At 68.0% G+C, this 23,138-nt stretch carries 26 protein-coding genes; 17 read left to right on the forward strand and 9 right to left on the reverse strand.

Annotated elements, in window-relative coordinates; all coding sequences use genetic code 11:
* The first annotated feature begins 2 nt into the window (after positions 1 to 2).
* The 3 genes from ACXAGF_RS01220 to ACXAGF_RS01230 all read left to right on the forward strand — a co-directional run bounded on the left by ACXAGF_RS01220 (position 3) and on the right by ACXAGF_RS01230 (position 2,286).
* On the forward strand, positions 3 to 386 hold the full coding sequence (locus ACXAGF_RS01220) for a DUF805 domain-containing protein (RefSeq protein WP_475013862.1): 384 nt from the start codon (positions 3 to 5) through the stop codon (positions 384 to 386).
* Positions 387 to 509: 123 nt separating this feature from the next.
* The gene (gene dapE / locus ACXAGF_RS01225) at positions 510 to 1,703 is read left to right on the forward strand and encodes a succinyl-diaminopimelate desuccinylase (RefSeq protein WP_475013864.1); all 1,194 of its coding nucleotides are present in this window, start codon (positions 510 to 512) and stop codon (positions 1,701 to 1,703) included.
* Positions 1,690 to 2,286 (forward strand): hypothetical protein, encoded by a 597-nt coding sequence (locus ACXAGF_RS01230; protein ID WP_475013866.1) that lies wholly within the window; start codon positions 1,690 to 1,692, stop codon positions 2,284 to 2,286. The genes dapE and ACXAGF_RS01230 overlap by 14 nt, the downstream gene beginning before the upstream one ends.
* Positions 2,287 to 2,303: 17 nt before the next feature.
* Here ACXAGF_RS01230 and truA read toward each other — a convergent pair whose 3' ends face one another.
* The 3 genes from truA to def form a co-directional block, all read right to left on the reverse strand.
* Positions 2,304 to 3,047 carry a tRNA pseudouridine(38-40) synthase TruA gene (gene truA, locus ACXAGF_RS01235; RefSeq protein ID WP_475013867.1) on the reverse strand — a complete coding sequence of 248 codons (744 nt, stop codon included), beginning with the start codon at positions 3,045 to 3,047 and terminating at the stop codon, positions 2,304 to 2,306.
* Positions 3,047 to 3,985, reverse strand: a complete 939-nt coding sequence (gene fmt / locus ACXAGF_RS01240; RefSeq protein ID WP_475013869.1) for a methionyl-tRNA formyltransferase — start codon at positions 3,983 to 3,985, stop codon at positions 3,047 to 3,049. Before fmt ends, truA begins: the two co-directional genes overlap by 1 nt.
* An 84-nt stretch (positions 3,986 to 4,069) precedes the next feature.
* The gene (def, locus tag ACXAGF_RS01245; RefSeq protein WP_475013871.1) at positions 4,070 to 4,594 is read right to left on the reverse strand and encodes a peptide deformylase; all 525 of its coding nucleotides are present in this window, start codon (positions 4,592 to 4,594) and stop codon (positions 4,070 to 4,072) included.
* Positions 4,595 to 4,737: 143 nt separating this feature from the next.
* On the opposite strand from def, the gene ACXAGF_RS01250 reads away from it, so the two are divergent.
* Positions 4,738 to 5,931 (forward strand): DNA recombination protein RmuC, encoded by a 1,194-nt coding sequence (locus ACXAGF_RS01250; RefSeq protein ID WP_475013872.1) that lies wholly within the window; start codon positions 4,738 to 4,740, stop codon positions 5,929 to 5,931.
* A gap of 43 nt (positions 5,932 to 5,974) precedes the next feature.
* A complete protein-coding gene (locus ACXAGF_RS01255) occupies positions 5,975 to 6,883 on the forward strand; it encodes a ribokinase (protein ID WP_475013874.1) in 909 nt (302 codons plus the stop codon).
* A gap of 78 nt (positions 6,884 to 6,961) precedes the next feature.
* On the opposite strand, the gene pcaF is transcribed toward ACXAGF_RS01255, so the two are convergent.
* The 3 genes from pcaF to ACXAGF_RS01270 are packed head-to-tail and all read right to left on the reverse strand — an operon-like array spanning position 6,962 to position 9,827.
* Positions 6,962 to 8,167: a 3-oxoadipyl-CoA thiolase gene (pcaF, locus tag ACXAGF_RS01260; RefSeq protein WP_475013876.1), complete on the reverse strand. Its 1,206-nt coding sequence runs from the start codon at positions 8,165 to 8,167 to the stop codon at positions 6,962 to 6,964.
* A 1-nt stretch (position 8,168) separates the two neighbouring features.
* Entirely contained in the window at positions 8,169 to 8,957 is a 789-nt protein-coding gene (locus ACXAGF_RS01265; RefSeq protein ID WP_475013878.1) for a CoA-transferase subunit beta, read from the reverse strand.
* A 12-nt stretch (positions 8,958 to 8,969) separates the two neighbouring features.
* Positions 8,970 to 9,827 (reverse strand): CoA transferase subunit A, encoded by an 858-nt coding sequence (locus ACXAGF_RS01270; RefSeq protein ID WP_475013879.1) that lies wholly within the window; start codon positions 9,825 to 9,827, stop codon positions 8,970 to 8,972.
* A gap of 159 nt (positions 9,828 to 9,986) precedes the next feature.
* Between ACXAGF_RS01270 and ACXAGF_RS01275 the strand changes: the two genes are divergently transcribed.
* The gene (locus ACXAGF_RS01275; RefSeq protein ID WP_475013881.1) at positions 9,987 to 10,742 is read left to right on the forward strand and encodes an IclR family transcriptional regulator domain-containing protein; all 756 of its coding nucleotides are present in this window, start codon (positions 9,987 to 9,989) and stop codon (positions 10,740 to 10,742) included.
* Between the two features lie 72 nt (positions 10,743 to 10,814).
* Here the strand turns inward: ACXAGF_RS01275 and ACXAGF_RS01280 are convergent, their stop codons facing one another.
* Positions 10,815 to 11,705 carry a helix-turn-helix domain-containing protein gene (locus ACXAGF_RS01280; RefSeq protein ID WP_475013883.1) on the reverse strand — a complete coding sequence of 297 codons (891 nt, stop codon included), beginning with the start codon at positions 11,703 to 11,705 and terminating at the stop codon, positions 10,815 to 10,817.
* 119 nt (positions 11,706 to 11,824) lie between these two features.
* On the opposite strand from ACXAGF_RS01280, the gene pobA reads away from it, so the two are divergent.
* Positions 11,825 to 12,997, forward strand: coding sequence for a 4-hydroxybenzoate 3-monooxygenase (pobA, locus tag ACXAGF_RS01285; protein WP_475013884.1), 1,173 nt, complete (start codon positions 11,825 to 11,827; stop codon positions 12,995 to 12,997).
* A gap of 7 nt (positions 12,998 to 13,004) precedes the next feature.
* Here the strand turns inward: pobA and pcaQ are convergent, their stop codons facing one another.
* Positions 13,005 to 13,931: a pca operon transcription factor PcaQ gene (gene pcaQ, locus ACXAGF_RS01290; protein WP_475013886.1), complete on the reverse strand. Its 927-nt coding sequence runs from the start codon at positions 13,929 to 13,931 to the stop codon at positions 13,005 to 13,007.
* A gap of 114 nt (positions 13,932 to 14,045) precedes the next feature.
* Between pcaQ and pcaD the strand changes: the two genes are divergently transcribed.
* The 10 genes from pcaD to ACXAGF_RS01340 all read left to right on the forward strand — a co-directional run bounded on the left by pcaD (position 14,046) and on the right by ACXAGF_RS01340 (position 22,740).
* Entirely contained in the window at positions 14,046 to 14,858 is an 813-nt protein-coding gene (gene pcaD, locus ACXAGF_RS01295) for a 3-oxoadipate enol-lactonase (RefSeq protein WP_475013888.1), read from the forward strand.
* Positions 14,851 to 15,255 carry a 4-carboxymuconolactone decarboxylase gene (gene pcaC / locus ACXAGF_RS01300; protein WP_475013889.1) on the forward strand — a complete coding sequence of 135 codons (405 nt, stop codon included), beginning with the start codon at positions 14,851 to 14,853 and terminating at the stop codon, positions 15,253 to 15,255. Before pcaD ends, pcaC begins: the two co-directional genes overlap by 8 nt.
* Before the next feature lie 31 nt (positions 15,256 to 15,286).
* The gene (pcaH, locus tag ACXAGF_RS01305; protein ID WP_475013891.1) at positions 15,287 to 16,036 is read left to right on the forward strand and encodes a protocatechuate 3,4-dioxygenase subunit beta; all 750 of its coding nucleotides are present in this window, start codon (positions 15,287 to 15,289) and stop codon (positions 16,034 to 16,036) included.
* Position 16,037: 1 nt separating this feature from the next.
* Positions 16,038 to 16,652 (forward strand): protocatechuate 3,4-dioxygenase subunit alpha, encoded by a 615-nt coding sequence (pcaG, locus tag ACXAGF_RS01310; protein WP_475013893.1) that lies wholly within the window; start codon positions 16,038 to 16,040, stop codon positions 16,650 to 16,652.
* 146 nt (positions 16,653 to 16,798) lie between these two features.
* Positions 16,799 to 17,860, forward strand: a complete 1,062-nt coding sequence (locus ACXAGF_RS01315) for a 3-carboxy-cis,cis-muconate cycloisomerase (protein WP_475013895.1) — start codon at positions 16,799 to 16,801, stop codon at positions 17,858 to 17,860.
* Between the two features lie 217 nt (positions 17,861 to 18,077).
* Complete coding sequence (locus ACXAGF_RS01320; protein ID WP_475013896.1) at positions 18,078 to 19,250, forward strand: ABC transporter substrate-binding protein; 1,173 nt, start codon at positions 18,078 to 18,080, stop codon at positions 19,248 to 19,250.
* Positions 19,251 to 19,410: 160 nt separating this feature from the next.
* Positions 19,411 to 20,274 carry a branched-chain amino acid ABC transporter permease gene (locus ACXAGF_RS01325; protein ID WP_475013898.1) on the forward strand — a complete coding sequence of 288 codons (864 nt, stop codon included), beginning with the start codon at positions 19,411 to 19,413 and terminating at the stop codon, positions 20,272 to 20,274.
* Positions 20,275 to 21,282: a branched-chain amino acid ABC transporter permease gene (locus tag ACXAGF_RS01330; protein WP_475013899.1), complete on the forward strand. Its 1,008-nt coding sequence runs from the start codon at positions 20,275 to 20,277 to the stop codon at positions 21,280 to 21,282.
* A complete protein-coding gene (locus ACXAGF_RS01335; protein ID WP_475013900.1) occupies positions 21,279 to 22,043 on the forward strand; it encodes an ABC transporter ATP-binding protein in 765 nt (254 codons plus the stop codon). The genes ACXAGF_RS01330 and ACXAGF_RS01335 overlap by 4 nt, the downstream gene beginning before the upstream one ends.
* Positions 22,024 to 22,740 (forward strand): ABC transporter ATP-binding protein, encoded by a 717-nt coding sequence (locus tag ACXAGF_RS01340; protein WP_475013901.1) that lies wholly within the window; start codon positions 22,024 to 22,026, stop codon positions 22,738 to 22,740. Before ACXAGF_RS01335 ends, ACXAGF_RS01340 begins: the two co-directional genes overlap by 20 nt.
* Positions 22,741 to 22,754: 14 nt before the next feature.
* Here the strand turns inward: ACXAGF_RS01340 and ACXAGF_RS01345 are convergent, their stop codons facing one another.
* Positions 22,755 to 23,105: an ArsC family reductase gene (locus ACXAGF_RS01345; RefSeq protein WP_475013903.1), complete on the reverse strand. Its 351-nt coding sequence runs from the start codon at positions 23,103 to 23,105 to the stop codon at positions 22,755 to 22,757.
* Between the last annotated feature and the right edge of the window lie 33 nt (positions 23,106 to 23,138).

Here is a 23,138-nt window from a genome sequence, read left to right on the forward strand (position 1 = left end):
CCATGGCTGACGCGGGCCAGCCTCCGGGCCTGACATGGCTCTTCTTCGGCTGGTCCGGCCGGCTCGCGCGGCTGCCCTATGCGCTGGCCTGGGGCTTCTGGATGATGCTGGCGGGCGCCTGCCTGACGCGGGTGGTGCTGACGCCGCAGGACGAACCGGCCGCCGCCGTCTGGACGCTTCTGTTCTTCGCCGTCGGCGTCGTCTCCACCGTTTCCTCCGTCGCGCTGTCGATCAAGCGCCTGCACGACATGGCGCTGCCGGCGCCGCTCGTGCTGTGCCTGTTCGTGCCGGCAATCTCGATCTTCGCGCTCATCGCCTTCATGGTCTGGCCCGGCACGCCCGGTGCGAATGCCCATGGCGCGGTCAGCAACCGGCCGAAGGACTAGCCGCCCGCCGCGCGTCCGGCCGGAGCCCAAGGGTGATGACAGCGCGGGCACGATAAGCTAGAGCGGATGTTGAGTCCGGCCGCGCCGCAGGCGCGACTAACCCGCCGGCAGGCAGTTTCGCACATGACCACGACCGATCCCGTCCACAACCTCGCCACCCTCATCCGCTGCCCGTCCGTTACCCCCGCCGAAGGCGGCGCGCTGGCGGCGCTCGAGACGATGCTCGTTCCGCTCGGCTTCGCCGTCGAGCGGGTGGTGATGTCGGAGCCGGGTACGCCGGATGTGGAAAATCTCTACGCCCGCATCGGAACGGGCGGGCCGCACCTGATGTTTGCCGGTCATACCGATGTCGTGCCGGTGGGCGAGGCGTCGGCATGGTCGCACGGGCCCTTCTCCGCGGTGATCGCCGACGGCGAGATGTATGGGCGCGGCGCGGTCGACATGAAGGGCGGCATTGCCTGTTTCGTCGCCGCCGTTGCCCGCCACATCGAACGGCACGGCCCGCCGCCAGGTTCGGTTTCCTTCCTTGTCACCGGCGACGAGGAGGGGCCCGCGGTCAACGGCACGGGCAAGCTGCTGGCATGGGCGGCCGCGCGCGGCGAGCGTTGGGACGCCTGCCTCGTCGGCGAGCCGACCAATCCCGACCGGCTCGGCGACATGATCAAGATCGGCCGGCGCGGCTCGGTTTCCGGCGCCGTCACCGTGTTCGGCGTCCAGGGGCACGCGGCCTACCCGCATCTGGCCGACAATCCGGTCCGCGCCATCGTCGCGCTGGCCGGGGCGCTGATGGACCCGCCCTTCGACGCCGGCACCGCCGACTTCCAGCCGTCCAATCTCGAGGTGACGACGATCGACGTCGGCAATCCGGCGGTCAACGTCATTCCGGCCAGGGCGACGGCCAGCTTCAACATCCGCTTCAACGACGGCTGGACCGCCGAATCGGTCATGGCCGAGATCGTGCGCCGGCTCGATGCGGCGGCCGCGGACGAACGCCTGCGCCCCGGTCGCGCGCCGGTCCGCTACGAGATCAAGTGGGCCGAGCGGCCGAGCCATGTGTTCCTGACGCACGACGACCGGCTGATCGCTTCACTTTCCGGCGCGATCGAGGCCTCGATCGGGCGGGTGCCGAAGCTCTCGACCACCGGCGGCACGTCGGACGCGCGCTTCATCAAGGACTATTGCCCGGTGGTCGAGTTCGGCCTTGTCGGCCAGACGATGCACATGGTCGACGAGCGCGTCGCGGTTGCCGATCTGGAGACGCTGACGCTGATCTACGAAACCTTCATTTCGCGCTGGTTCGGTGATGCCGGGGCTTGACGAGGTCTTTCACTACCTGACGGGCATATGGTTTCTGGTGCGGCAAAAGCCGGAGGGTTTCCGCTGGCTCGACCTGAGCTGGCGGGGCCTGGCTCGTTCGTTCTGGGCCTTCGCCTGGGTGCTGCCGGCACTGGCCGTCATCTGGGCGTCCTGGCGCCTTTACTATCTCGGGCGCATGCCCGAGGGCACCAGTGCCGGCGTCGGCTTCATACTCAAGATGTTCGTCATTGATGTCGCCGGCTGGCTGCTGCCGCTGGTGCTGATCGCGGTGCTCGCGCGCCCGCTCGGCTATGCCCGGCATCTGGCGACGATGATCATCGCCAGCAACTGGATTGCCGTGCCCTTCGCCTATGCCACCGCCATCCCCTTTGCGATCGCGCTGATGGTGCCGGCCTTCGCCGCGGTCTCGGGGCTGTTGCTCTATGCGGTGTTCGGCGCCAGTATCGTGGTGCAGTACCGGCTGCTGTGGATGTGCCTCGGCAAGCAGGCCCTGCTCGCGGCGACGCTGACGGCGCTGTTCGTGCTGCCGCCGCTTCTGGCCGGACAGGGGCTGCAGATGCTGCTCGGTACCCTGCCGGCCTGAGCGGCCGGCGATCGCCGTCAGTAGTCGACCTGCAGGAAATACAGCCCGTCCGGCGGCGCCACCGGCCCGCAGGCCTTGCGATCGCGTGCCGCAAGCGCCGCCCGCACGTCGTCGACGCTCCATTTTCCCTCGCCGGCGAGCTTCAGCGTCCCGGCGAAGGAGCGGATCTGGTTGTGCAGGAAGCTCTGCGCGGTTGCCCTGATTTCGATCAGGTCGCCGCTGCGGGAAACGTCGAGCCGGTCGATCGTGCGCACCGGGCTGTTGGCCTGGCAATGGGCGGAGCGGAAGGTGGTGAAGTCGTGCTTGCCCACCAGCACCTGTGCCGCCGCGTGCATCGCCGCGTGGTCGAGCGGCTTGGCCACGAACCAGGCGCGCCTGGCCTCCAGCGCCAGCGGCGCGCGGCGGGCGATGATGCGATAGAGATAGTGGCGGCGCAGCGCCGAGAAGCGGGCGTCGAAGGTATCGTCCACCTGCGTGGCATCGAGAATCGCGACGCGGTCGCGGGCTTGGGCCAGATGGGCGTTGAGCGCGTTTCTCAGCGTGTGGTCCTTCCACGCCCGCGACAGGTCCGCATGGGCGACCTGGCCCAGCGCATGCACGCCGGAATCGGTGCGGCCGGCGCCGCGGATCGACACCGTTTCGCCGGTCAGCGACAGGATGGCCTGCTCCACCGCGGCCTGCACGGACCGGCCGTTCTCCTGCCGCTGCCAGCCGACATAGGGTGTCCCGTCATATTCGATGACCAGCCGGAAGCGCGGCATCAGCAGAGCGCCGTGCCGGCGGCGACGGGCGTGCCGCGCAAGAACTCCGCCGCCGCGAGCGGCTTGCCGCCGGCCTTCTGCAGCCGCGTCAGCGCGACGGCGCCGGCGCCGCAGGCGATCACCAGTCCGTCGCCAGGCAGCACGGTGCCGGGCCGGCCCGACCCACCGGCGAGCCGCGATCCCAGTACCTTGACGCGATCGGCCTTCCCGGCGACCGCAAGCTCGAACCAGGCGCCGGGGAACGGCGACAGCGCGCGGATGTGGTTGTGCACGGCGGCGGCGGGACGGGTAAAGTCGATGCGGGTCTCGCCCTTGTCGATCTTGGCGGCATAGACGATGCCGTCCTCAGCCTGGGGCGTCAGCGGCAGGTCGCCGGCCTCGAGCCGGGCCATCGCCGCGGCCATCAGATCGCCCCCGGCCGCCATCAGCGCGTCATGCAGTTCGCCGCCGGTCGTCTCGGGGCCGATCGCAACCCGCCGCGTCAGCGCCACCGGGCCGGTGTCGAGGCCCTTGTCCATCTTCATCACCATGATGCCGGTCTCGGTGTCGCCGGCCATGATCGACCGCTGGATCGGCGCGGCGCCACGCCAGCGCGGCAGCAGCGAGGCATGGCCGTTGTAGCAGCCGAGCCGCGTGCCGCCCAGGATCGCCTCGGGCAGCAGCAGGCCGTAGGCGACGACCACCGCCACGTCCGCATCATGCGCGCGGAAGGCGGCACGGTCTTCCTCGGCCTTGAAATTCAGCGGCGTGAACACCGGGCTGCCGAGCCGCTCGGCCGCCTGGTGCACCGGCGACTTCTTGAGTTCCAGCCCGCGCCGCCCGCCCGGGCGCGGCGGCTGCGAATAGGCGGCCACGATCGTGTGGCCGGCCGCGGCGAGCGCGTTAAGGGTGGGAACGGCGAAGTCCGGCGTGCCCATGAAGATGATGCGAAGCGCCATGCGGTCAAGCTCCCGTCGTGCTGTCGTGTCCCGTCAAACGGGCTGCGCGCTCCGTTCAAGCGCCTTGCGGCCAGGTTGGCCGGCTCAGATCGCCTTCGACCCGCGCATCTTCGCAGCCTTGGCGAACTTGCGGATCACGATGTCGCGCTTGAGCTTGGAGATGTGGTCGATGAAGAGCACGCCATCGAGGTGATCGATCTCGTGCTGCAGGCACGTGGCCAGCAGCCCGTCCGCGTCAATCGTCCGTTCGGTGCCCTCGCGATCGAGGTAGCGCACGGTGATCTCGGCCGGGCGCTCGACCTCGGCGTAGTAGTCGGGGATCGACAGGCAGCCCTCCTCGTACACCGAGCGGGCGTCGGACGCCTTGATGATCTCGGGATTGATGAAGACCAGCGGCATCTTGTCCTCGCCGTCCTTGGAGACGTCGAGCACCAGCATCCGGCGCGGCACGCCGATCTGGATCGCCGCGAGCCCGATGCCGGGCGCGTCGTACATCGTCTCCAGCATGTCGTCGGCGAGGCGGCGCGTCTCGTCGTTGATCGCCTCCAGCGGCTTGGAGACCTCGCGCAGGATGGGATCGGGCAGGATAATCAGCGGTTTGATCGTCATGCGCCTCACTTAACGGTTTGCAGGACAGCTTTCAATTGCCTTGCGGCGCCTTGCCGGGCCGTACGCGCCGGCATTTGCAGTGGTGGGCGTGTTTGTTCACGTTATGATCTATCTTCGCATCGAAATGATGTTATGGTGCCCGCATGAACCTGGATCCCTTGCTTAATGGCGCGCTGATTCGGCTGGTCGGGGCGCTGGCCCGCGACCCGGCGCTGCAGCTCGCCTGCGCCATGGCCATGCTCGCCGTGATGGCCTGGGTGTTCGTCGCGCGCCGGGCCACCCTTCGCCAACGCGAGGCCGGAGCGGCGGCGGAGGCGCGGCTGGCGGAACTGCTGCGCGCCCAGAGCGAGATGCAGGGGCGCATCGCCGCCATGGCCGAGGTGTTCGGGGCGCGGCAGGCGGAGACCAACCAGGCGATCAACCAGCGTCTCGACGGGCTGACGCAGCGGCTCGGCCAGTCGATCAGCGAGCAGACGCGGTCGACCCACGAGAATCTGCGCCGCCTGCAGGAGCGGCTCGCGGTGATCGACACCGCGCAGGCCAATATCCAGTCGCTGGCCAAGGACGTCGTCGGGCTGCAGGCGATCCTGTCGAACAAGCAGACCCGAGGCGCCTTCGGCCAGGCGCGGATGGAAGCGATCGTCGCCGACGGCCTGCCGCTCGGCGCCTATCAGTTCCAGACGCAGCTTGCGAACGGCAGCCGGCCGGACTGCACCATCCGCATGCCGAACGGCCAGCCGCCGCTGGTGGTCGATGCCAAGTTTCCGCTCGAGGCATGGAATGCGATGGGCGCCGCCGACGGTGGCGAGGCTTCCAGGCTCGCGGCGCAGCAGTTCCGCCGGGACATGGAGGTCCACATTCGCGACATCGCGGAAAAGTATCTGTTGCCCGGCGAGACCCAGGACACGGCCTTCCTGTTCGTCCCCTCCGAGTCGATCTTTGCCGCCATCCACGAGCAGTTCGAGGCGATCGTGCAGCGCGCCCATCGCGCCCGCGTCGTCATCGTTTCGCCGTCGTTGCTGCTGCTGTCGATCCAGGTGTTGCAGGCGCTGCTGAAGGACCAGCGCATGCGCGAGCAGGCCCACGTCATTCAGGGCGAGGTGATCCGGCTGATGGAGGACATGACGCGTCTCGACGAGCGCGTGCGCAAGCTGCACGGCCACTTTACCTCTGCCCAGAAAGATGTCGACCAGATCCTCACCTCGACGGAAAAGCTGGCCCGGCGCGGCGCGCGTATCGGCGAAATGGAGTTCGACGTGGCGGCCCAAGCCCCGCCCGAACGGGCGGTGGAGGGCCGCACCGGTCAATTGAAGCTGCGGGTGGTTGACGAGGACTGATCGCGCGGGCAGTGTCCGCCGAGGCCAGACAGGAACCCAGCCCATGATCACCGTTTTCGGGTCCATCAACATGGATCTCATCGCCACGACCGAGCGCCTGCCGAAGCCGGGCGAGACCGTTCCCGGCCACACATTCACCACGGCCGCCGGCGGCAAGGGCGCCAACCAGGCGCTGGCGGCCCGCCGCGCCGGCGCCGGCGTCCGCATGGCGGGTGCCGTCGGCGGCGACGCCTTTGCCGCAGAATCGCTCGTCCTGCTGACCCAGGCGGCGGTAAACCTCGATCTCGTCAAGGTGGCGGACGAGCCCACCGGCACCGCACACATCCTCGTCGCCGACGACGGCGAGAACGTGATCGTCATCGTCGCCGGCGCGAACGGCGACGTCACGTCGGTCGAGGCCAAGGCCGCCGTCGCGCAGATGGCGGCCGGCGACGTGCTGATGCTGCAGCTGGAAGTGCCGGCGGAAGCGGTGGAGGCGGCGCTCGACGCCGCCAAGGCCCGGCGCGTCACGACCATGATCAACCTTGCGCCGCTCACGGCGGATGCCCGCAGGCTCGGCGCCAAGGCGGATATCGTCGTCACAAACGAGACCGAGTTCGAGCTGTTTGCCGGCAAGTCGGGCCTCTCTGCGGATGAGCGCGAGGCGGAGATGCGCGCGATCCATGAGCAGACCGGCCAGACGATCATCGTCACCCTCGGCGCCGACGGCGTCATCGCCATCCGCAAGGGCACGGTGTTCCGCGCCCCCGGCCTGAAGATCGAGCCGGTCGACACCGTCGGCGCCGGCGACAGTTTCTGCGGCTACCTTGCCGCCTCGATCGATGCCGGGCTTGCCTTCGCCGACTGCCTGCGCCGCGCCGCGATTGCCGGTTCGCTCGCCTGCCTCAAGCGCGGCGCCCAGCCGTCGATCCCGGAAGCGGCCCAGGTCGACGCGGAAATGCAGGCGCGTTGATCTCGACAAGCAGGCGCGGCCGCCAAGGCGGTGTGAACCCGCCCCGTCGCCATCCGAGCGCGCGGTCGAACGGCGAGTTCAGACCCGTTCCAGCGCGATCGCAATTCCCTGTCCGACGCCGATGCACATGGTCGCCAGCGCCAGCCTGCCGCCGGAGAGGCGCAGTTCCAGTGCGGCCGTGCCGGTGATGCGCGCGCCAGTCATGCCGAGCGGGTGACCGAGCGCGATCGCGCCGCCGTTGCGGTTCACGCGGGTGTCGTCGTCGGCGATGCCGAGCCCGCGCAGCGTCGCCAGGCCCTGGCTGGCGAAGGCCTCGTTGATCTCGATCACGTCGAACCGGTCCGGTGACAGGCCGAGCCGGGTCATCAGCTTCTGTGATGCAGGGACCGGGCCGATGCCCATGACGCGCGGCGGTACGCCGGCCGTTGCGCCGCCAAGGATGCGGGCGATCGGCGTCAGTCCGTGCGCCTTTGCCGCGGCCTCGGACGCCACGATCAGTGCCGCCGCTCCGTCGTTGACGCCCGAGGCATTGCCCGCCGTCACCGTGCCGCCGTTCCTTCTGAAGGGGGTTGCCAGCCTGGCGAGCGCCTCGAGAGTGGTGGCGCGCGGGTGCTCGTCCTTGTCGACGATCGCCGGATCGCCCTTGCGCTTTGCGACTGTCACCGGCGTGATCTCCCGCGCCAGCCGTCCGCTCGCCTGCGCCGCCGCCGCCCTGGACTGACTGCGAACGGCAAAGGCATCCTGGTCCTCCCGACTGACCCGGAACTCCTCGGCGACGTTCTCGCCCGTCTCCGGCATCGAATCAATGCCGTACTGCGCCTGCATCAGCGGGTTGACGAAGCGCCAGCCGATCGTGGTGTCGTGGATCTCGGCATGGCGCGAGAAGGCGGTGTCCGCCTTCGGCATGACGAAGGGCGCGCGGCTCATGCTTTCCACGCCGCCGGCGATCATCAGTTCGGCCTCGCCAGCCTTGATGGCGCGGGCGGCAATGATGACGGCGTCCATGCCGGAGCCGCAAAGGCGGTTGATCGTCGCGCCGGAGACGCCGACCGGCAGACCGGCGAGCAACGCCGACATGCGGGCGACGTTGCGGTTGTCCTCGCCGGCCTGGTTGGCGCAGCCGAACAACACGTCGTCAACCGCCTCCCAGTCGACGGCGACGTTGCGCGCCATCAACTCCTTCAGCGGGATCGCGCCGAGGTCGTCGGCGCGCACGGCGGAAAGCGCGCCGCCGAAGCGGCCGATCGGGGTGCGGACGTAGTCGCAGATGAAGGCCTCGGTCATCTCATACCGCCTCGGCTCGGTCGCCCGCATGGGCCTTCCTCGTGCGCGCGTCGATGTCGCGCAGCACGGTGAGTTCCGTTTCCGTCGGGACCGCCGTGTCGGTGACGTTGCCGGCAAATCGGATTGGCCAGCCGCAGTTCTCGGCGATCTGCGCGCGCGAGACGCCCGAGTGGATCGAGGTGACGACAAGCTCCTTCGACTGCGGGTCGGGCTCGAGGACGCAGAGGTCGGTGATGACCCGCGACGGGCCGCGGGTCGTCAGGCCGATCCGCTCGCGGTGGTCGCCGCCCTCACCGTGTCCCATCGAGGTGACGAAGGGTAGCCTGTCGACAAAGCCGCGCCCGGACAGTGCCATGGTGATAAAGATCCGCCCGCAATTCGAGGCGATCTCGGGGGCGCCGCCACCGCCCGGCAACCGCACCTTCGGTCTGTCGTAGGCGCCGACGACGGTGGTGTTGAGGTTGGCGAAGCGATCGATCTGGGCGCCGCCGAGAAAGCCGGTGGTGATGCGTCCGCCCTGCAGCCAGTAGCGGAACATCTCCGGCACCGACACGGTGAACAGCGCCGTGTCGCACAGTTCGCCGTCGCCGATCGAAAGCGGCAGCACGTCCGGCCGGGTGCCGACGGTGCCGCTCTCGTAGATCAGGGTGATGTCCGGCGCATGCGTCAACCGCGCGAGGTTGCAGGCAGCGGACGGTGCGCCGATGCCGACGAAGCAGACGTCCTCGTTCGTCAGCGCCCGGGCCGCGGCGATAATCATCATTTCGGTGGGCGTGAAATGCTCGCTCATGTTCGTCGCTCCTTACGCCGTCTTGCCCGGCTTCTTGGCGTGCCGGGCGAAGTCTGCCGGCGTCGCCTGCATCACGTTCTCCGCGATCCAGGCCAGGAACGAGTCGCGGTCGCGGGCGATTTCGTCCCAGGCGAGGTAGAAGGCGTTCGAGCGCGGGTAGTAGCCGTGTGCATAGGATGGGAAGGCGCCGCCCGGAACGGCGCAGACCGCTGTGATCGCCCAGCCCGGCAGCACGACGGCGTTGGGGGATGGCGGGTTCAGTTCGTCGACGATCTCCTCGACCGTCACCACCGAGCGCTTCGCAGCGAGCACCGCTTCCTTCTGCACGCCGACGATGCCCTCCAGCAGTACGTTGCCCTTCCTGTCCGCCTTCAGGGCGTGGATGACCGAGACGTCCGGCCGGATCGCCGGCACGGCGGCCAGCACTTCGCCAGTGAACGGGCAGGTGACGGTGCGGATATTCGGGTTCACCTTCGGCAGGTCGGCGCCGAGATAGCCGCGAAAGGTCGCAAACGGCAGGTTGGCCGCCCCGGCCTCGTAGGAACTGGCCATCGCCGCGTGCGAGTGTTCCTCGATCTCGAGCGGCCGCGGCCACCGGTTCTCGACCGCGTCGCGGAAGCGGTGCAGCGAACCGACGCCGGGATTGCCGCCCCAGGAAAACTTCATCCCGCGTGCCGCCCCGACGCCGATCAGCTGGTCGTAGATCAGATCCGGCGTCATGCGGATCAGGAACAGGTCCTTCCGGCCCTGCCGGATGATCTCGTGCCCGGCGGCATAGGGGATGAGGTGAGTAAAGCCTTCCATCGCGATGGTATCGCCGTCGCTTACATTGTCGGCGATCGCCTCGGCCAGTGACGTGATCTTCGCCATGTCGACTCCTCTTCATCCCCGGCGGCGGGCGCGACCTGTGCCCGCCCGGTACGGGACGCGGCAAATAGGCGCTCGAACGCCAGGCCGGTCAAACCATTTTGTGCGATAATTGACATTTGTTCAAATATCGCACAAAATGAAGTGATTCTGGAGGATGGGATGCGCGATACGGACTTCGTCGGCGGCTTTGCCAAGGGGCTGAAGGTGATAGAGGCGTTCGGCGAGGATCGGCCGCGACTGGCAATCGCCGACGTGGCCAGGGCGACGGGGATGGATCGCGCCACCGCGCGGCGTTGCCTGCTGACGCTGGCCGAACTCGGATTTGCCGCCTATGACGGCAAGTTCTTCGAGCTGACCCCGCGCATCCTGCGCCTCGGTCATGCCTATCTCGCCGCCACCCCGCTGCCGCGCCTGGTGCAGCCCCATATCGACCGGCTGTCGGAAACGGTCGGGCAGAGTGCCTCCGTTTCGGTGCTTGACGGCGCCGAAATTGTTTATGTCGCGCGTGCCGCGCAGCGGCGGGTGATGTCGATCAGCCTGATGCCGGGTTCGCGGCTCCCGGCATACTGCGCTTCCATGGGCCGCGTGCTCCTGGCCGCACTGCCCGAGGCCGAGGCGCGCGCCTTGATCCTGGCGTCGAGCCGCCGGGCCAACACGGTCCATACAATGACCGATCCCGACATGCTGATGGCGGAGCTCGCCCGGGTCCGGGCCCAGGGCCATGCCGTCATCGACCAGGAACTCGAGATCGGCTTGCGCTCGATCGCCGTGCCGCTCGAAAACCTTCGCGGCCGCGTCGTCGCCGCCCTCAACATCGGCGCGCCGGCCGCGGCCGTGCCGGTTGCGGACATGACCGCCCGCCTGCTGCCGGCCATGCGCGCGGTTCAGGCCGCGCTGCGCCCGCTGCTGCCGTAAGCGGCCCGGCCGCTCAGAGATGCCGGCGCCCGCCCGTTTCGCCGTGCGGCCGGCGCGTTTTCCGTCCGCCTCTCAGCGATGGCGCGAGACCGCCGGCCTTTGCGTTTCCCGCCACTCTTTCGGCGTCAACCCGGTGTGGCGGCGGAAATAGCGCGAGAAATAGGCCGGATCGGTAAAGCCGAGGCGGAAGCCGATGTCCTGCGCGGTGGCCGACGTGAACGCCAACTCGCGCTTCGCCTCCTCCAAGAGCTTGCGGTTGATGAATTCGTGCGCGCCCGCACCGGTCATGCTCCTGACGATGCGATTGAGGTGCGTCGGCGAGATGCCGAGCGCGGCCGCATAGAAGGCGGCCGGCTTGTGCGAGCGGAAATGTTGGTGGACGAGCGCCGTGAGCCGCTCGAGTCGACGTTCGTTCTGGTTGTCGACGGCCGCCTCCTCGTCCGTGTCGTTGAGCCGCGCGACCAGGATCAGCGCCGTCGTCAGATAGGCCTCCATCAGGTCGGTGCGGGCGCTGCGGCGCGCCAGCCACTCGGCCCCGAGCCGGCCGAGCGTATCGCCCACATGGCGGGCATCGGGACTGCCGGCGTCGAGGTGCGTCACCGCCGGCTCGGCAAGGAAGGTGCCGAGCCGGCTGCGGTCGCCGGGCACGGTGCGCAGATGGGCGGCGGGCATGGTGAACACGAAGCCGTCGATGTCCGGCGAAAAGCGGAAGCCGTGCCCGGCTGCAGGCGGAATCGTGACGACCGCCGGAGGTGCGATCCGCACAACTTCATCGCCGAACAGGGCGTCGCCGGATCCGTGCGCGACGAACAGGATCTGGAAGAGGCGCTCGTGGCGGTGCAGGCCGATCTCCCAGTGGTGCATGCTGCTGCGGGCCGGAATCGTCTCGCAATGCAGCCAGAATCCGGCTCCGCTGGTCGGCCTTTCGCCATAGAGATCGTAGGTCGGAACGGCCCCTTCCATCGCCATGCTCCCAATCGAATGTTCGATTTGTGCAATAAACCGGCGCGGAAGTCCATTGCCGCCGTCCGCCGCTCTTCTCACAATTTGTGCAAACGACAAGTTCGGCAGGCGGGAACCACATGCGCACCCAGGTCGTCATCATCGGGTCGGGCCCTTCGGGGCTGCTGCTCGGCCAGCTCCTGACCGATGCCGGCATCGACAACGTCATTCTCGAGCGCGCCAGCAGGGAGCATGTTCTCGCCCGCGTGCGCGCCGGGGTGCTGGAGGAGGGGACGGTCGGCCTGATAGACCGGGCCGGTGTCGGCGCGCGCATGCATGCCGAGGGTTTGCCGCATGGCGGCTTCTCGCTTGCCTTCGACGACCGCGATCATCGCATCGACCTGTTCGGTCTCACCGGTGGCAAGCGCGTGATGGTCTACGGTCAGACGGAGCTGACGCGCGATCTGATCGACCGACGTGCCGAACTCGGCACGCCAGCGGTGTACGAGGCGGCCAATGTTGCTCCGCAGGGTTTCGACGGTCGGGCGCCGTTCGTCACCTATGAAAAAGATGGCGTCATCCACCGCCTCGACTGTGACTTCATCGCCGGCTGCGACGGTTTTCATGGCGCCAGCCGCAGGGCGGTGCCGCGGCGCGCCATCAGGACCTTCGAGAAGGTCTACCCCTTCGGCTGGCTTGGCGTCCTGGCGGAGGTTCCGCCGGTCAGCCACGAACTGGTCTACGCCAACCATCCGCGCGGCTTTGCGCTTTGCTCCATGCGCTCGCACACCCGCAGCCGCTACTACATCCAGTGTTCGCTCGACGAGCGGATCGAGGCGTGGTCGGACGGGCGGTTCTGGGATGAGCTCCGCCGCCGTCTGCCGCGCCACCACGCCGAGGCGCTCGTCACGGGGCCGTCCTTCGAAAAGTCGGTCGCGCCCTTGCGCTCCTTCGTCGCCGAGCCGATGCGCTTCGGCCGCATGTTCCTTGTCGGCGACGCCGCCCACATCGTGCCGCCGACCGGCGCCAAGGGGCTGAACCTGGCGGCCAGCGACGTGCACTACCTCTTTGCCGGCCTGCTCGAGCACTACCGGGAGGGATCCGACGCCGGCATCGACGCCTACTCGGCCCAGGCCTTGTCGCGGGTCTGGAAGGCTGTGCGCTTTTCCTGGTCGATGACAACGATGCTGCACCGCTTTCCCGAGATGAGCGACTTCGACCAGCGGATCCAGGAGGCCGAGCTCGACTACCTCACCCACTCCCGCGCCGCCGCGACGGCGCTGGCCGAGAACTATGTGGGGCTGCCTTACTAGCAAGCACCTACCTCTTGGCCGCTACCTCCTGCGCGGCCTCGCGGATCGTCTGCATCAGGATCGACAGCGGCAGCGACGGCGTGGCGTCGGTGCGCATGGTCAGGCCCACCGGCCCCTTGGTCTCGCTGGTGTCGACCGGCAGCGTCCGCAGCAGCCCGTCCTCGAGGTCGTCGGCGACGACACCTGCGGAAATGATCCAGATCGCATCGCTCGCCCGCACGAAGGCGCGCCCGAACGCGTCCGAAACGGTCTCGATCTGGTTCGGCAGGTTGGCGATGCCGTTCGCGATCAGCAGCCGTTCGACGAAGGGGCGAATGATCGATCCCCGCGTCGGCATCAGCACCGGATGATCGGCAAGGCCGGCAAAGACCGATTGCCGCGCCCGCAGCAGCGGGTGGCCGGCCCGGACGCAGAACACGACCTGCTCGGAGTAGAGGTGCTCGAAGGAGAAGCCGGCCATCTTCTCCGCCGCCGCCAGCCGCCCGACGACAAGGTCGAGGTCGCCGACGCGCAACTGCTCCAGCAGCACGGCATTCTCGCCTGTGACGATCTTGATGCGCACGCCGGTTTCCTCGCGCAGGTACAGCGCGATCGCGCGCGGCATGATGCGGGTGGACACCGTCGGCAGCGCGCCGACGCGGACCGGAGGCCCGTCGCCGTGGCGCGCCTGCGAGATGGAATCGAAGCCCTGCCTTAGCGCCGTCAGCGCCGCCCCGGCGTGGCGCAAAAAGACCTCGCCGTAGCGGGTGATCTTGATGCCGCGCCCATCGCGCTCGAACACGCAGACGCCAAGCACCTCCTCCAGCTCGCGGATGGTCTTCGTCACCGCCGGCTGGCTGACATGCAGGAGTTCGGCCGCCTTCATCACGCTCTTCTGCCGCGCGACCTCGACAAAGGTTTGCAGATGGCGGAACTTGATGCGGCTGTCGACCATGGCACGGGTCTCCGGCGGAGGATTCATAACTCCGAGGTTAGATAAACTGCACGAAATATCATTTTACCTAACCAAATCAAGAGATCACTGTGCGAGTTCAGGAGGAGGCGTCCCGTGCAGTTCGCTCGCGTCAATGACATCGCGCTACATCACCAGCTCATCGGCGGACCGGAGGGTCGACCCGTCCTCGTCTTCGTCAACTCGCTCGGCACGGACTTCCGCATCTGGCGCGACGTGATTGTCCGGCTCGCCGGTGACTATGCGGTGATCCTCTACGACAAGCGCGGCCATGGCCTGTCCGATATCGGCCAGGCTCCCTATTCGATGGACGACCACGTCAGCGATCTCGTCGGCCTGCTCGATCGCTACGCCGTCCGGCAGGCGGTGCTTGTCGGGCTTTCGGTTGGCGGCTTGATCGCGCAGGGGGTGTATGCCGCTCGCCCGGACCTGGTGAAGGCGCTGGTGCTCTGCGACACCGCCCACAGGATCGGCACGCAAGAAAGCTGGAACGGCCGCATCGAAACGGTCGAACGCGACGGCATCGAGAGCATCGTCGATGCCGTCATGCAGCTCTGGTTCACGCCCGCTTTCCGGCGACCGGAGAACACCGCCTATCACGGCTACCGCAACATGCTTATGCGCCAACCGGTGACCGGCTACGCCGCGACCTGCGCCGCGATCCGAGACGCCGACCTCACGGAAGTGGCGCGGAAGATCGCCGTGCCGACGCTGTGCGTCGTCGGCGAGCAGGACGGCTCAACTCCGCCCGAACTGGTACTGGCGATGGCGAAGCTCATTCCCGGCGCCCGCTACGAGGTCATCCGCGACGCCGGCCACATTCCCTGCGTCGAGCAGCCCGAGGCCCTGACCGGTCTGCTGCGGGCGTTCATCGATCCCCTGGCCCACGGAGACAGGCCTCATGGCTGATGCGCACACCTTTTCCGATCGCTATCGCCAGGGCATGGTCACGCGTCGCAAGGTGCTCGGCGACACCCACGTCGACCGCGCCCAGGCGACGGCGACCGACTTCGATCAGCCATTTCAGGAATTGATCACCGAGGGCGCCTGGGGCACCGTCTGGTCGCGCTCCACCTGGACGCCGCGCGAGCGCTCGATGGTAACGATCGCGCTCCTGGCCGCCCTCGGCCATGACGAGGAGGTGGCGATGCACGTGCGCGCCACTGCCAACACCGGTGCGAGCCGCGAGGACATCGGCGAGGCGCTGCTGCACGTGGCGATCTACGCCGGCGTTCCGGCCGCCAACCGCGCGATCAAGATCGCCAAGCAGGTGTTCGCCGAACTCGACGCCGGACAGGGGGCCTGAGGCAGGAGTGAGCAAGGAGCAACGCCACGCGATGACCGACCGACTCAGCCGCAAGCCGGAGACCAGCCCCTTTTTCCCGCGCGACCGCGGCCGGCATCCGCCAGCGCTCACGCCGGGCTACAAGACCTCGGTGCTGCGCTCGCCGCAGCGGGCGCTGCTGTCGCTCGACGGCACCCTCTCCGAGATCACCGGCCCGGTCTTCGGCCATTCCGTCCTCGGTGAACTCGACAACGACCTGATCCATAACTTCGCAAGGCCGGGCGAGAGCGCGATCGGCGAGCGCATCATCGTCCATGGCCGTGTTCTCGACGAGCGCGGCCGTCCCGTTCCCGGCGCCCTGCTCGAGTTCTGGCAGGCCAATGCCGGCGGGCGCTACCGCCACAGGAAGGAGACCTATCTCGCCCCGCTCGATCCCAATTTTGGCGGTTGCGGTCGGGCGATCACCGACGCGGACGGCGGCTATGCCTTTCGCACGATCCGGCCCGGTCCCTATCCCTGGCCGAACGGCGTCAACGACTGGCGTCCGGCGCACATCCACTTCTCCGTCTTCGGCCATGGCTTCGCCCAGCGGCTGATCACGCAGATGTACTTCGAGGGCGACCTGATGATCTGGAAATGCCCGATCGTGGCGACCATCCCCGACCGGGATGCGGTCGAACAGTTGATCGCCGCGCTCGACTGGGCCAACACGATCCCGATGGACGCGCGGGCCTACCGGTTCGACATCGTGCTGCGCGGTCGTCGCTCGACGCTGTTCGAGAACCGGCGGGAGGGCAACTGAGATGGTGCAGCCGCTGAACCAGTTGAAGGAAACGCCCTCGCAGACGGCGGGACCCTATGTCCATATCGGTCTCACCCCGAACACCGCCGGCATCGAGGGCGTCTACGCCACCGACCTCGGTGCGGCGATGGTCAACGCCAAGACGCGCGGCAGCCGCATCACCGTGACCGGACGGGTGCTCGACGGCACGGGAACGCCGCTCAAGGATGCGCTGGTCGAGATCTGGCAGGCCGACGCCGCCGGCCTTTACAACAGTCCGTCCGAACGGCGCGGAACCGCCGACCCGGACTTTTCCGGCTGGGGACGCAGCGCCCTCGACGGGGAAACCGGCGAATACCGCTTCGAAACGATCAAGCCCGGCCGCGTTCCCTTCGGAGACGGCCGCCCCATGGCTCCCCACATCAATTTCTGGATCGTCGCCCGTGGGATCAACCTCGGTCTCAACACGCGGATGTATTTCGGCGACGAGGAAACGGCGAATGCCGAGGATCCTGTGCTGGCACGCATCGAACACCGCGTGCGCGTTCCGACCCTGATCGCCCGCGCCGACGGCACGTCCTACCGGTTCGACATTCATCTTCAGGGCGAGCACGAGACGGTCTTCTTCGACATCTAGCAACCGGGCGGGGGCGGCGGGCTATGAGGAAGGCCCTGCTTGTGCCATCCTAGCCGACTGACTGCGCCTCGCGATCCGCGCGCCGCCTGATGGGGACTCGGCAAGCGAAGCCGATGCCGGCCGCAGCGAAACCTGGGACGAGCGCGATGACCGTATCTCCATTCGACCATCCCTACCTGTCCGGCCTGCTCGGCGACGAGGAGGTCTCCGACCTCTTTTCCGCCGCCTCCGAGCTGGAGGCGATGCTGGCCTTCGAGGTCGCGCTGGCCCGTGCGCAGGCCGCCGAGGGCATCATACCCTTGGCTGCGGCGGCGACCATCGCCGACGTTGCCCACCAGTTCGCGCCCGATGTCGCCGCCCTTCGCCTCGGCGTTGCCCGGGACGGCGTCGTCGTCCCTGAATTCGTGCGTCAGTTGCGTCGCGCCGTCGGTACCGACGTCGCCGGGCACGTCCACGTCGGCGCCACCAGTCAGGACGTGGTCGACAGCGCCCTGATGGTGCGGCTCGCCCGCGTCGGCAGCATCCTTGTCCATCGCCTCGGCCGGATCGTCGAGGCGATGAATGAACTCGACGCGCGGTTTGGCGAACGCCCCCTGATGGGGCGCACCCGCATGCAGGCCGCGATCGCCATCACCGTCTCCGATCGCATCGCCGCCTGGCGGCTGCCGCTCGAGCGCCAGATCGAGGATCTCGACATGGCGATCGAACGACGGTTCCCGCTGCAGTTCGGCGGGGCCGCCGGCACGCTGGAGATGTTCGGCGACAAGGGGCCGGCTTTGCGGGCGCTGCTGGCCGACGCATTGGGGCTCGCCGACGTGCCGCAGTGGCACAGCCAGCGCGACCGGCTGGTCGTTTTCGCCGATACGCTCGCGCTCGTCAGCGGAAGCCTCGGCAAGTTCGGCCAGGACATTGCGCTGATGGCGCAGGACGGTAGCGAGATCGCAATGTCCGGCGGCGGCACCTCCTCGGCCATGCCGCACAAGCAGAACCCGGTTGCCGCCGAGGCGCTGGTCACGCTGGCCCGCTTCAGCGCCACCGCGCTTGCAGGGCTCCACCAGGGACTGGTGCACGAGCAGGAGCGTTCGGGAAGCGCCTGGACGCTGGAGTGGATGCTGATGCCGCAACTCGTGGTCGCCGCCGGCGCTGCGACCCGCCTGGCCGGCAGTCTGGTGCATGCCATCGACGGCCTTGGCGCGCATCGGGGCTGAGAAATTTCGCCGGAGCGGGGCCGCGGCCTGCCGCCCGGATTCGCCGTCCCCCATCCGCGACCGGGTTCCGGCCGGTGATTTTCATAACCTTCCGGTTATGGCGATGGGGCAGTTTTTCATTTTTACATTACCGTTTCTTCTGCCAATCTGGCAGCGGTCAATGCTGCCGTCGCGGGATGACGACCGGCCGGAAGAGCTGGTTTAACGGGAGGATAACATGAGGAAATTTGCGGTTGCCGCCTTCGCGGCCGTGTTGATGGGCGGCGTCGCCCATGCCGACACGATCAAGGTCGGCGTGATCGGCCCGTTCTCGGGCCCGTTTGCGCTGCAGGGCAAGAACTTCAAGGCCGGCATCGACGCCTACATGGCGCTCAACGGCAACACGGTCGGCGAGGATACCGTCGAAATCGTCTATCGCGACGTTCCGACGCCCGATCCGGCCCAGTCGAAGGCGCTCGCGCAGGAACTGGTGGTGAAGGAAGGCGTGCAGTATCTTGCCGGCTTCTACTTCACGCCGGATGCGATGGCGGCGACGCCGCTGCTGGAGCAGGCCAACGTGCCGATGGTCATCATGAACGCCGCGACCTCGGCGATCGTCACCAAGAGCCCCTATGTGGTGCGCACCTCCTTCACCACCTGGCAGACGTCCACGCCGATCGCCCAGGTCGCCTACGATTCCGGCGTGAAGAAAGTCATCTCGGTGGTCAGCGACTACGGCCCGGGCGTCGATGCCGAAAGCGCCTTCAAGGCGGCGTTCACGGTCGCCGGCGGCGAGGTCGTGGAGACGATCCGCATGCCGCTGCAGACGAACGATTTCTCGCCGATCATGCAGCGCATCAAGGATTCCGGCGCCGATGGCGTATTCGCCTTCCTGCCCTCCGGCCCGACAACGCTCGGCTTCGTCAAATCCTTCAACGAAAACGGCCTGAAGGACGGGGGGATCAAGTTCTTCGCGCCCGGAGATCTGACGCAGGAATCCGACCTGCCGGCACTGGGCGAGGCGGCGCTCGGACTTCAGACGACCTTCCACTACGCCGTTTCGCACGACAGCGACGAGAACCGGACATTCGTCGAGGCCGCCGCGAAGGCGATCGGCAGTCCGGCGGAGCTTTCCTTCCCGGCGGTCGGCGCCTATGACGGCATGCACGTGATCTACAAGATGATCGAGGCGACCGGCGGCGAGCAGGACGCGGAGAAGGCGGTCGCGGCGGTCAAGGGCCTGTCCTGGGAAAGCCCGCGCGGTCCCGTCGCCATCGACCCGGAGAGCCGGCACGTGACGCAGAATATCTATCTGCGCGAGGTCGCCAGGGCCGATGACGGCACCTACTACAACAAGGAAGTCCAGACCTTCGAAAACCAGGGTGATCCGGGGCTCGCCGCGGCGAAATGAGGCAGTTCGTCGCGGTCGCCTGCCCTTCTCCCCGCTTGGCGGCGGGGAGAAGGGGTATGCCGCCCCCGGTTTTCCCCATGAGGGGGACGAAAGCGCGAAAGGCGGTGGCGCCGGGCGCCGGCGCGGATGTACGCTTCGAGCAAACCCCCAGGATGGAATCATGCAGACGGTTTTCAGCATTGCAGTCGACGCGCTTGCCTATGGCATGGTGCTGTTCGTCATCTCCATCGGCCTGTCGGTGACGATGGGGCTGATGCGTGTCGTCAACCTTGCCCACGGCGCGTTCGCAATGATCGGCGGCTACATCGCTTCCTACGCGGCGCGGGACTTGGGCCTGGCCTATGCGCTCGCCGTCCTGCTCGCCGTCGCCGGCACGATCCTGATTGCGATCCCGATCGAGCGGCTCCTGTTCCGCCGCATCTACGGTGCGCCGGAACTGACGCAGGTGCTGATGACGATCGGCATCACCTTCTGCATCATCGGCATCGCCAACTATGTCTTCGGGCCGACGCTGAAGACCATTCCGCTCCCGGCGGAATTGCAGCAATCGGTAAGTCTTGGCTTCCGCAGCATCGCTGCCCACCGCCTGTTCGCCATCGCCTTCGGGGCCGTCGTCGCCCTCGGATTGTGGATCTTCGTCGAGCGCACCGCCTTCGGCGTGAAGCTGCGCGCTGCCGTCGACAACGCCGCCATGGCCCGCGCCCTCGGCGTGCGCACGCAGATTGTCTATGCCGTGAGCTTTGCCATCGCCGTCGGACTGGCCTCCCTTGGCGGCGTGATCGGCGCCGAACTGCTGCCGATCGAGCCCTATTACGCCCTGCGCTACATGGTGACCTTCCTCGTCGTCGTCTCGGTCGGCGGCGCTGGCTCCATTCCCGGTGCGCTCGCCGCCTGCCTGCTGCTCGGCACGATCGACACGGCCGGACGCTACCTGGTGCCCGAGTTCGGCGAGTTCTTCTTCTACCTGGCGGTGATCGCCATCGTCTGCCTTTTCCCGCGCGGCCTTGCCGGGAGGGCCAGGTGAATGACGGTCGTCATGAATCCTGACCTCGCCACCACGGCCGCCGACCGGCGCGCGCGCCTGACACGCGACGCGCTCGGCATCCTCGTGATCGTCGCCGCCGCGGTCGCCGGCTACGTCCTCTTCCCCAACAACCTCGCGCTCCTGACGCGGATCACGTCGATCGCGCTGCTTGTACTGTCGCTCGACCTGGTGACCGGCTATTGCGGCGTCGCGACACTCGGGCATGCCGCACTCTTCGGTGCTGGCGCCTACGGCGCCGGCATCGCCGCGGTCCATTTCGGGATCACCGATCCGATCGCCATGCTGGGGGTCGGCCTTCTCGTCGGTGCAGCCGCCGGTCTCGTCTCAGGTGTGGTCATCCTGCGGGCGCACGGACTGCCGCAGCTCGTCCTCTCGATCGCCATCATCCACCTCGCTCATGAGGCCGCCAACAAGGCGTCGGGCTGGACCGGCGGCAGCGACGGGCTTGCCGGCATTGCCCCCGATCCGGTGTTTGGCCTCTTCGGCTTCGACCTGTGGGGCCGCACCGCCTATGTGCTCGGCATCGTGCTGCTACTCGTGGTCTTTGTGCTGCTGCGCCAGCTGGTGCGCTCGCCCTTCGGCATGCTGTGCCGCGGTATCCGGCAGGATCCGGTCCGGGTCCGCGCAATGGGGGCGTCCGTCAACCGCACGCTGCTGAAGATGTACGTGATCGCCGGCACGGTCGCCGGGGCGGGCGGCGCGCTCAGCGCGATCGCCACCCAGGTCGTCGGCCTCGACAGCCTTTCCTTCACGTTGTCGGCGGAAGCGCTGGTCATGCTGGTCCTCGGCGGCACCGGCTCGCTCGCCGGCGCGCTGGTCGGCACGCTGTCCTTCATGTGGTTCGAGGACGTCGTCTCGGCCGCCAATCCGTTTCACTGGCTGACGATCGTCGGCGCGCTCCTGATCGCCGTCGTGCTGTTCGCCCCGCGCGGCCTCTATGGCACCGTGGCCTCCCATTTCGAGCGCCGTGCGAGGAGACCGGAATGAGCCCGATCTTCGAAGTGCGCAACCTCGGCAAGACCTTCGGCGGCCTGCGAGTCGCCAACGACGTTTCGCTCGCGATGGCGCCGGGCGAACGTGTCGCCCTGATCGGTCCGAACGGTGCCGGCAAGACCACCTTCGTCAATCTCGTCACCGGTGCTCTCACGCCCAGTTCCGGCAGCGTTCATCTCGCCGGCGAGGACGTCACCGCGCTCGACGCGACGGACCGGGTCCGGCGCGGCCTTGTCCGCTCCTTCCAGGTCACCCGGCTGTTTGCGGAAATGACGCCGGAGGAACATCTGGCCCTGGCTATCCTGCAGCGCCAAGGGCGATCGGGCCGTATGGTCGGAAGCCATCGCGCCATGCCGGCGGTGATGGCCGAGGCGCGGCACCTGCTGTCCACCCTTGGCCTGTCCGAACTCGCGCGGCGTCCGGTAGACGAGATCGCCTATGGTCAGCAGCGCCTGCTCGAGCTCGCGCTGGCGCTGGCGCTGAAGCCGAGGGTGCTGTTGCTTGACGAACCCGCCGCCGGCGTGCCGCAGAGCGACACCGCCCGCATCGAACGGGCGCTGGCGGAGCTGCCATCCGACCTCGCCGTGCTGATGATCGACCACGATATGGACCTGATCTTCCGCTTCGCCGGCCGCGTCGTGGTGCTGGCGGCCGGCGAAATCATCTTCGATGGCCTTCCGGCCGAGGTCAGCGGCAACGCCCGCGTCCGTCAGGCCTATCTTGGGAGCTACGCCGATGCCAGCAGCGTCGCTTGAGGTTGCCGACCTTTGCGCCGGCTACGGCCAGACCCGCGTGCTGGAGGAGATCTCGCTCGTCGCGCCGGCCGGTGCGCGACTCGGCATCCTCGGTCGCAACGGAATGGGCAAGTCGACGCTGTTTGCGACGCTGGCCGGCCAGACCCGGCGCTACCGCGGCGCGATCCGCATCGACGGCGCCGACGTCACCGCCCTCGACAGCGCTTCGCGCGCCCGCAAGGGTCTGGGTTACGTGCCGCAGTCGCGCGACGTCTTTCCGACGCTGACGGTGGAGGAGAACCTGTTCGTCGGGCTGAAGGACCGGCCGAAGGCGGCGATCGAGGAGGCCTACGCGATGTTCCCGCGGCTGAAGGAGCGGCGCCGGAACCTCGGTTCGCAACTGTCCGGCGGCGAGCAGCAGATGCTGACGACGATGCGCACGATCCTCGGCAGGCCGTCGGTGCTGCTGCTGGACGAGCCGCTGGAGGGATTGGCGCCGGTCATCTGCGAGGAACTGATGGCCGCCTTCCACTCGCTGGCGGATTCGGGCGAGATGACCATCCTGCTGGTCGAGCAGCGCATCCAGAGCGCGCTCGACTTCGCCGATCAGATCCTCATCCTCGAGCGCGGTCGCATCGCCTGGTCCGGCACCCCGGATGATCTCTTGGCGGACCCGCACGCGGTCGAGACCCTGCTCGGCGTCGGCGGCCTGCACTAGCGCCTGCGCCGCCGTCAGGCGGCAAGGGCCGCCGCGTAGAGGTCGGGCTTGAAGCCGGCCATGACCCCGCCGTCGAACTCGAGGATCGGCCGCTTGATCATCGAGGGCTGAGCCATCATCAGCGCCGTCGCCTTCGCCGCATCGAGGTCGGCCTTGTCGGCCTCGGGCAGGGCGCGGAAGGTCGTGCCGGCGCGGTTGAGAACGCTCTCCCAGCCGAGCGCGTCGATCCAGCGCGCAAGCGCGGTCGCGTCGATGCCATCCACCTTGTAGTCGTGAAAGCGGTACGCGATCGCGCGGCTGTCCAGCCAGGTCCGTGCCTTCTTCATCGTGTCGCAGTTCTTGATGCCGTAGAGTGTGACGGCCATTGCAGGCTCCCGTGAAGGTTCCGTGTGGCGACG

The sequence above is a fragment of the Mycoplana sp. ABR4_002 genome, from assembly GCF_056159645.1.

Excerpts from the sequence above, each read along its gene's own strand:
- ACXAGF_RS01220 (WP_475013862.1), top strand. The coding sequence starts at position 3 with ATGGCTGACGCGGGCCAGCCTCCGGGCCTGACATGGCTCTTCTTCGGC.
- dapE (WP_475013864.1), top strand. The coding sequence starts at position 510 with ATGACCACGACCGATCCCGTCCACAACCTCGCCACCCTCATCCGCTGC.
- ACXAGF_RS01230 (WP_475013866.1), top strand. The coding sequence starts at position 1,690 with ATGCCGGGGCTTGACGAGGTCTTTCACTACCTGACGGGCATATGGTTT.
- truA (WP_475013867.1), bottom strand. The coding sequence starts at position 3,047 with ATGCCGCGCTTCCGGCTGGTCATCGAATATGACGGGACACCCTATGTC.
- fmt (WP_475013869.1), bottom strand. The coding sequence starts at position 3,985 with ATGGCGCTTCGCATCATCTTCATGGGCACGCCGGACTTCGCCGTTCCC.
- def (WP_475013871.1), bottom strand. The coding sequence starts at position 4,594 with ATGACGATCAAACCGCTGATTATCCTGCCCGATCCCATCCTGCGCGAG.
- ACXAGF_RS01250 (WP_475013872.1), top strand. The coding sequence starts at position 4,738 with ATGAACCTGGATCCCTTGCTTAATGGCGCGCTGATTCGGCTGGTCGGG.
- ACXAGF_RS01255 (WP_475013874.1), top strand. The coding sequence starts at position 5,975 with ATGATCACCGTTTTCGGGTCCATCAACATGGATCTCATCGCCACGACC.
- pcaF (WP_475013876.1), bottom strand. The coding sequence starts at position 8,167 with ATGACCGAGGCCTTCATCTGCGACTACGTCCGCACCCCGATCGGCCGC.
- ACXAGF_RS01265 (WP_475013878.1), bottom strand. The coding sequence starts at position 8,957 with ATGAGCGAGCATTTCACGCCCACCGAAATGATGATTATCGCCGCGGCC.
- ACXAGF_RS01270 (WP_475013879.1), bottom strand. The coding sequence starts at position 9,827 with ATGGCGAAGATCACGTCACTGGCCGAGGCGATCGCCGACAATGTAAGC.
- ACXAGF_RS01275 (WP_475013881.1), top strand. The coding sequence starts at position 9,987 with ATGCGCGATACGGACTTCGTCGGCGGCTTTGCCAAGGGGCTGAAGGTG.
- ACXAGF_RS01280 (WP_475013883.1), bottom strand. The coding sequence starts at position 11,705 with ATGGAAGGGGCCGTTCCGACCTACGATCTCTATGGCGAAAGGCCGACC.
- pobA (WP_475013884.1), top strand. The coding sequence starts at position 11,825 with ATGCGCACCCAGGTCGTCATCATCGGGTCGGGCCCTTCGGGGCTGCTG.
- pcaQ (WP_475013886.1), bottom strand. The coding sequence starts at position 13,931 with ATGGTCGACAGCCGCATCAAGTTCCGCCATCTGCAAACCTTTGTCGAG.
- pcaC (WP_475013889.1), top strand. The coding sequence starts at position 14,851 with ATGGCTGATGCGCACACCTTTTCCGATCGCTATCGCCAGGGCATGGTC.
- pcaH (WP_475013891.1), top strand. The coding sequence starts at position 15,287 with ATGACCGACCGACTCAGCCGCAAGCCGGAGACCAGCCCCTTTTTCCCG.
- pcaG (WP_475013893.1), top strand. The coding sequence starts at position 16,038 with ATGGTGCAGCCGCTGAACCAGTTGAAGGAAACGCCCTCGCAGACGGCG.
- ACXAGF_RS01315 (WP_475013895.1), top strand. The coding sequence starts at position 16,799 with ATGACCGTATCTCCATTCGACCATCCCTACCTGTCCGGCCTGCTCGGC.
- ACXAGF_RS01320 (WP_475013896.1), top strand. The coding sequence starts at position 18,078 with ATGAGGAAATTTGCGGTTGCCGCCTTCGCGGCCGTGTTGATGGGCGGC.
- ACXAGF_RS01325 (WP_475013898.1), top strand. The coding sequence starts at position 19,411 with ATGCAGACGGTTTTCAGCATTGCAGTCGACGCGCTTGCCTATGGCATG.
- ACXAGF_RS01330 (WP_475013899.1), top strand. The coding sequence starts at position 20,275 with ATGACGGTCGTCATGAATCCTGACCTCGCCACCACGGCCGCCGACCGG.
- ACXAGF_RS01335 (WP_475013900.1), top strand. The coding sequence starts at position 21,279 with ATGAGCCCGATCTTCGAAGTGCGCAACCTCGGCAAGACCTTCGGCGGC.
- ACXAGF_RS01340 (WP_475013901.1), top strand. The coding sequence starts at position 22,024 with ATGCCAGCAGCGTCGCTTGAGGTTGCCGACCTTTGCGCCGGCTACGGC.
- ACXAGF_RS01345 (WP_475013903.1), bottom strand. The coding sequence starts at position 23,105 with ATGGCCGTCACACTCTACGGCATCAAGAACTGCGACACGATGAAGAAG.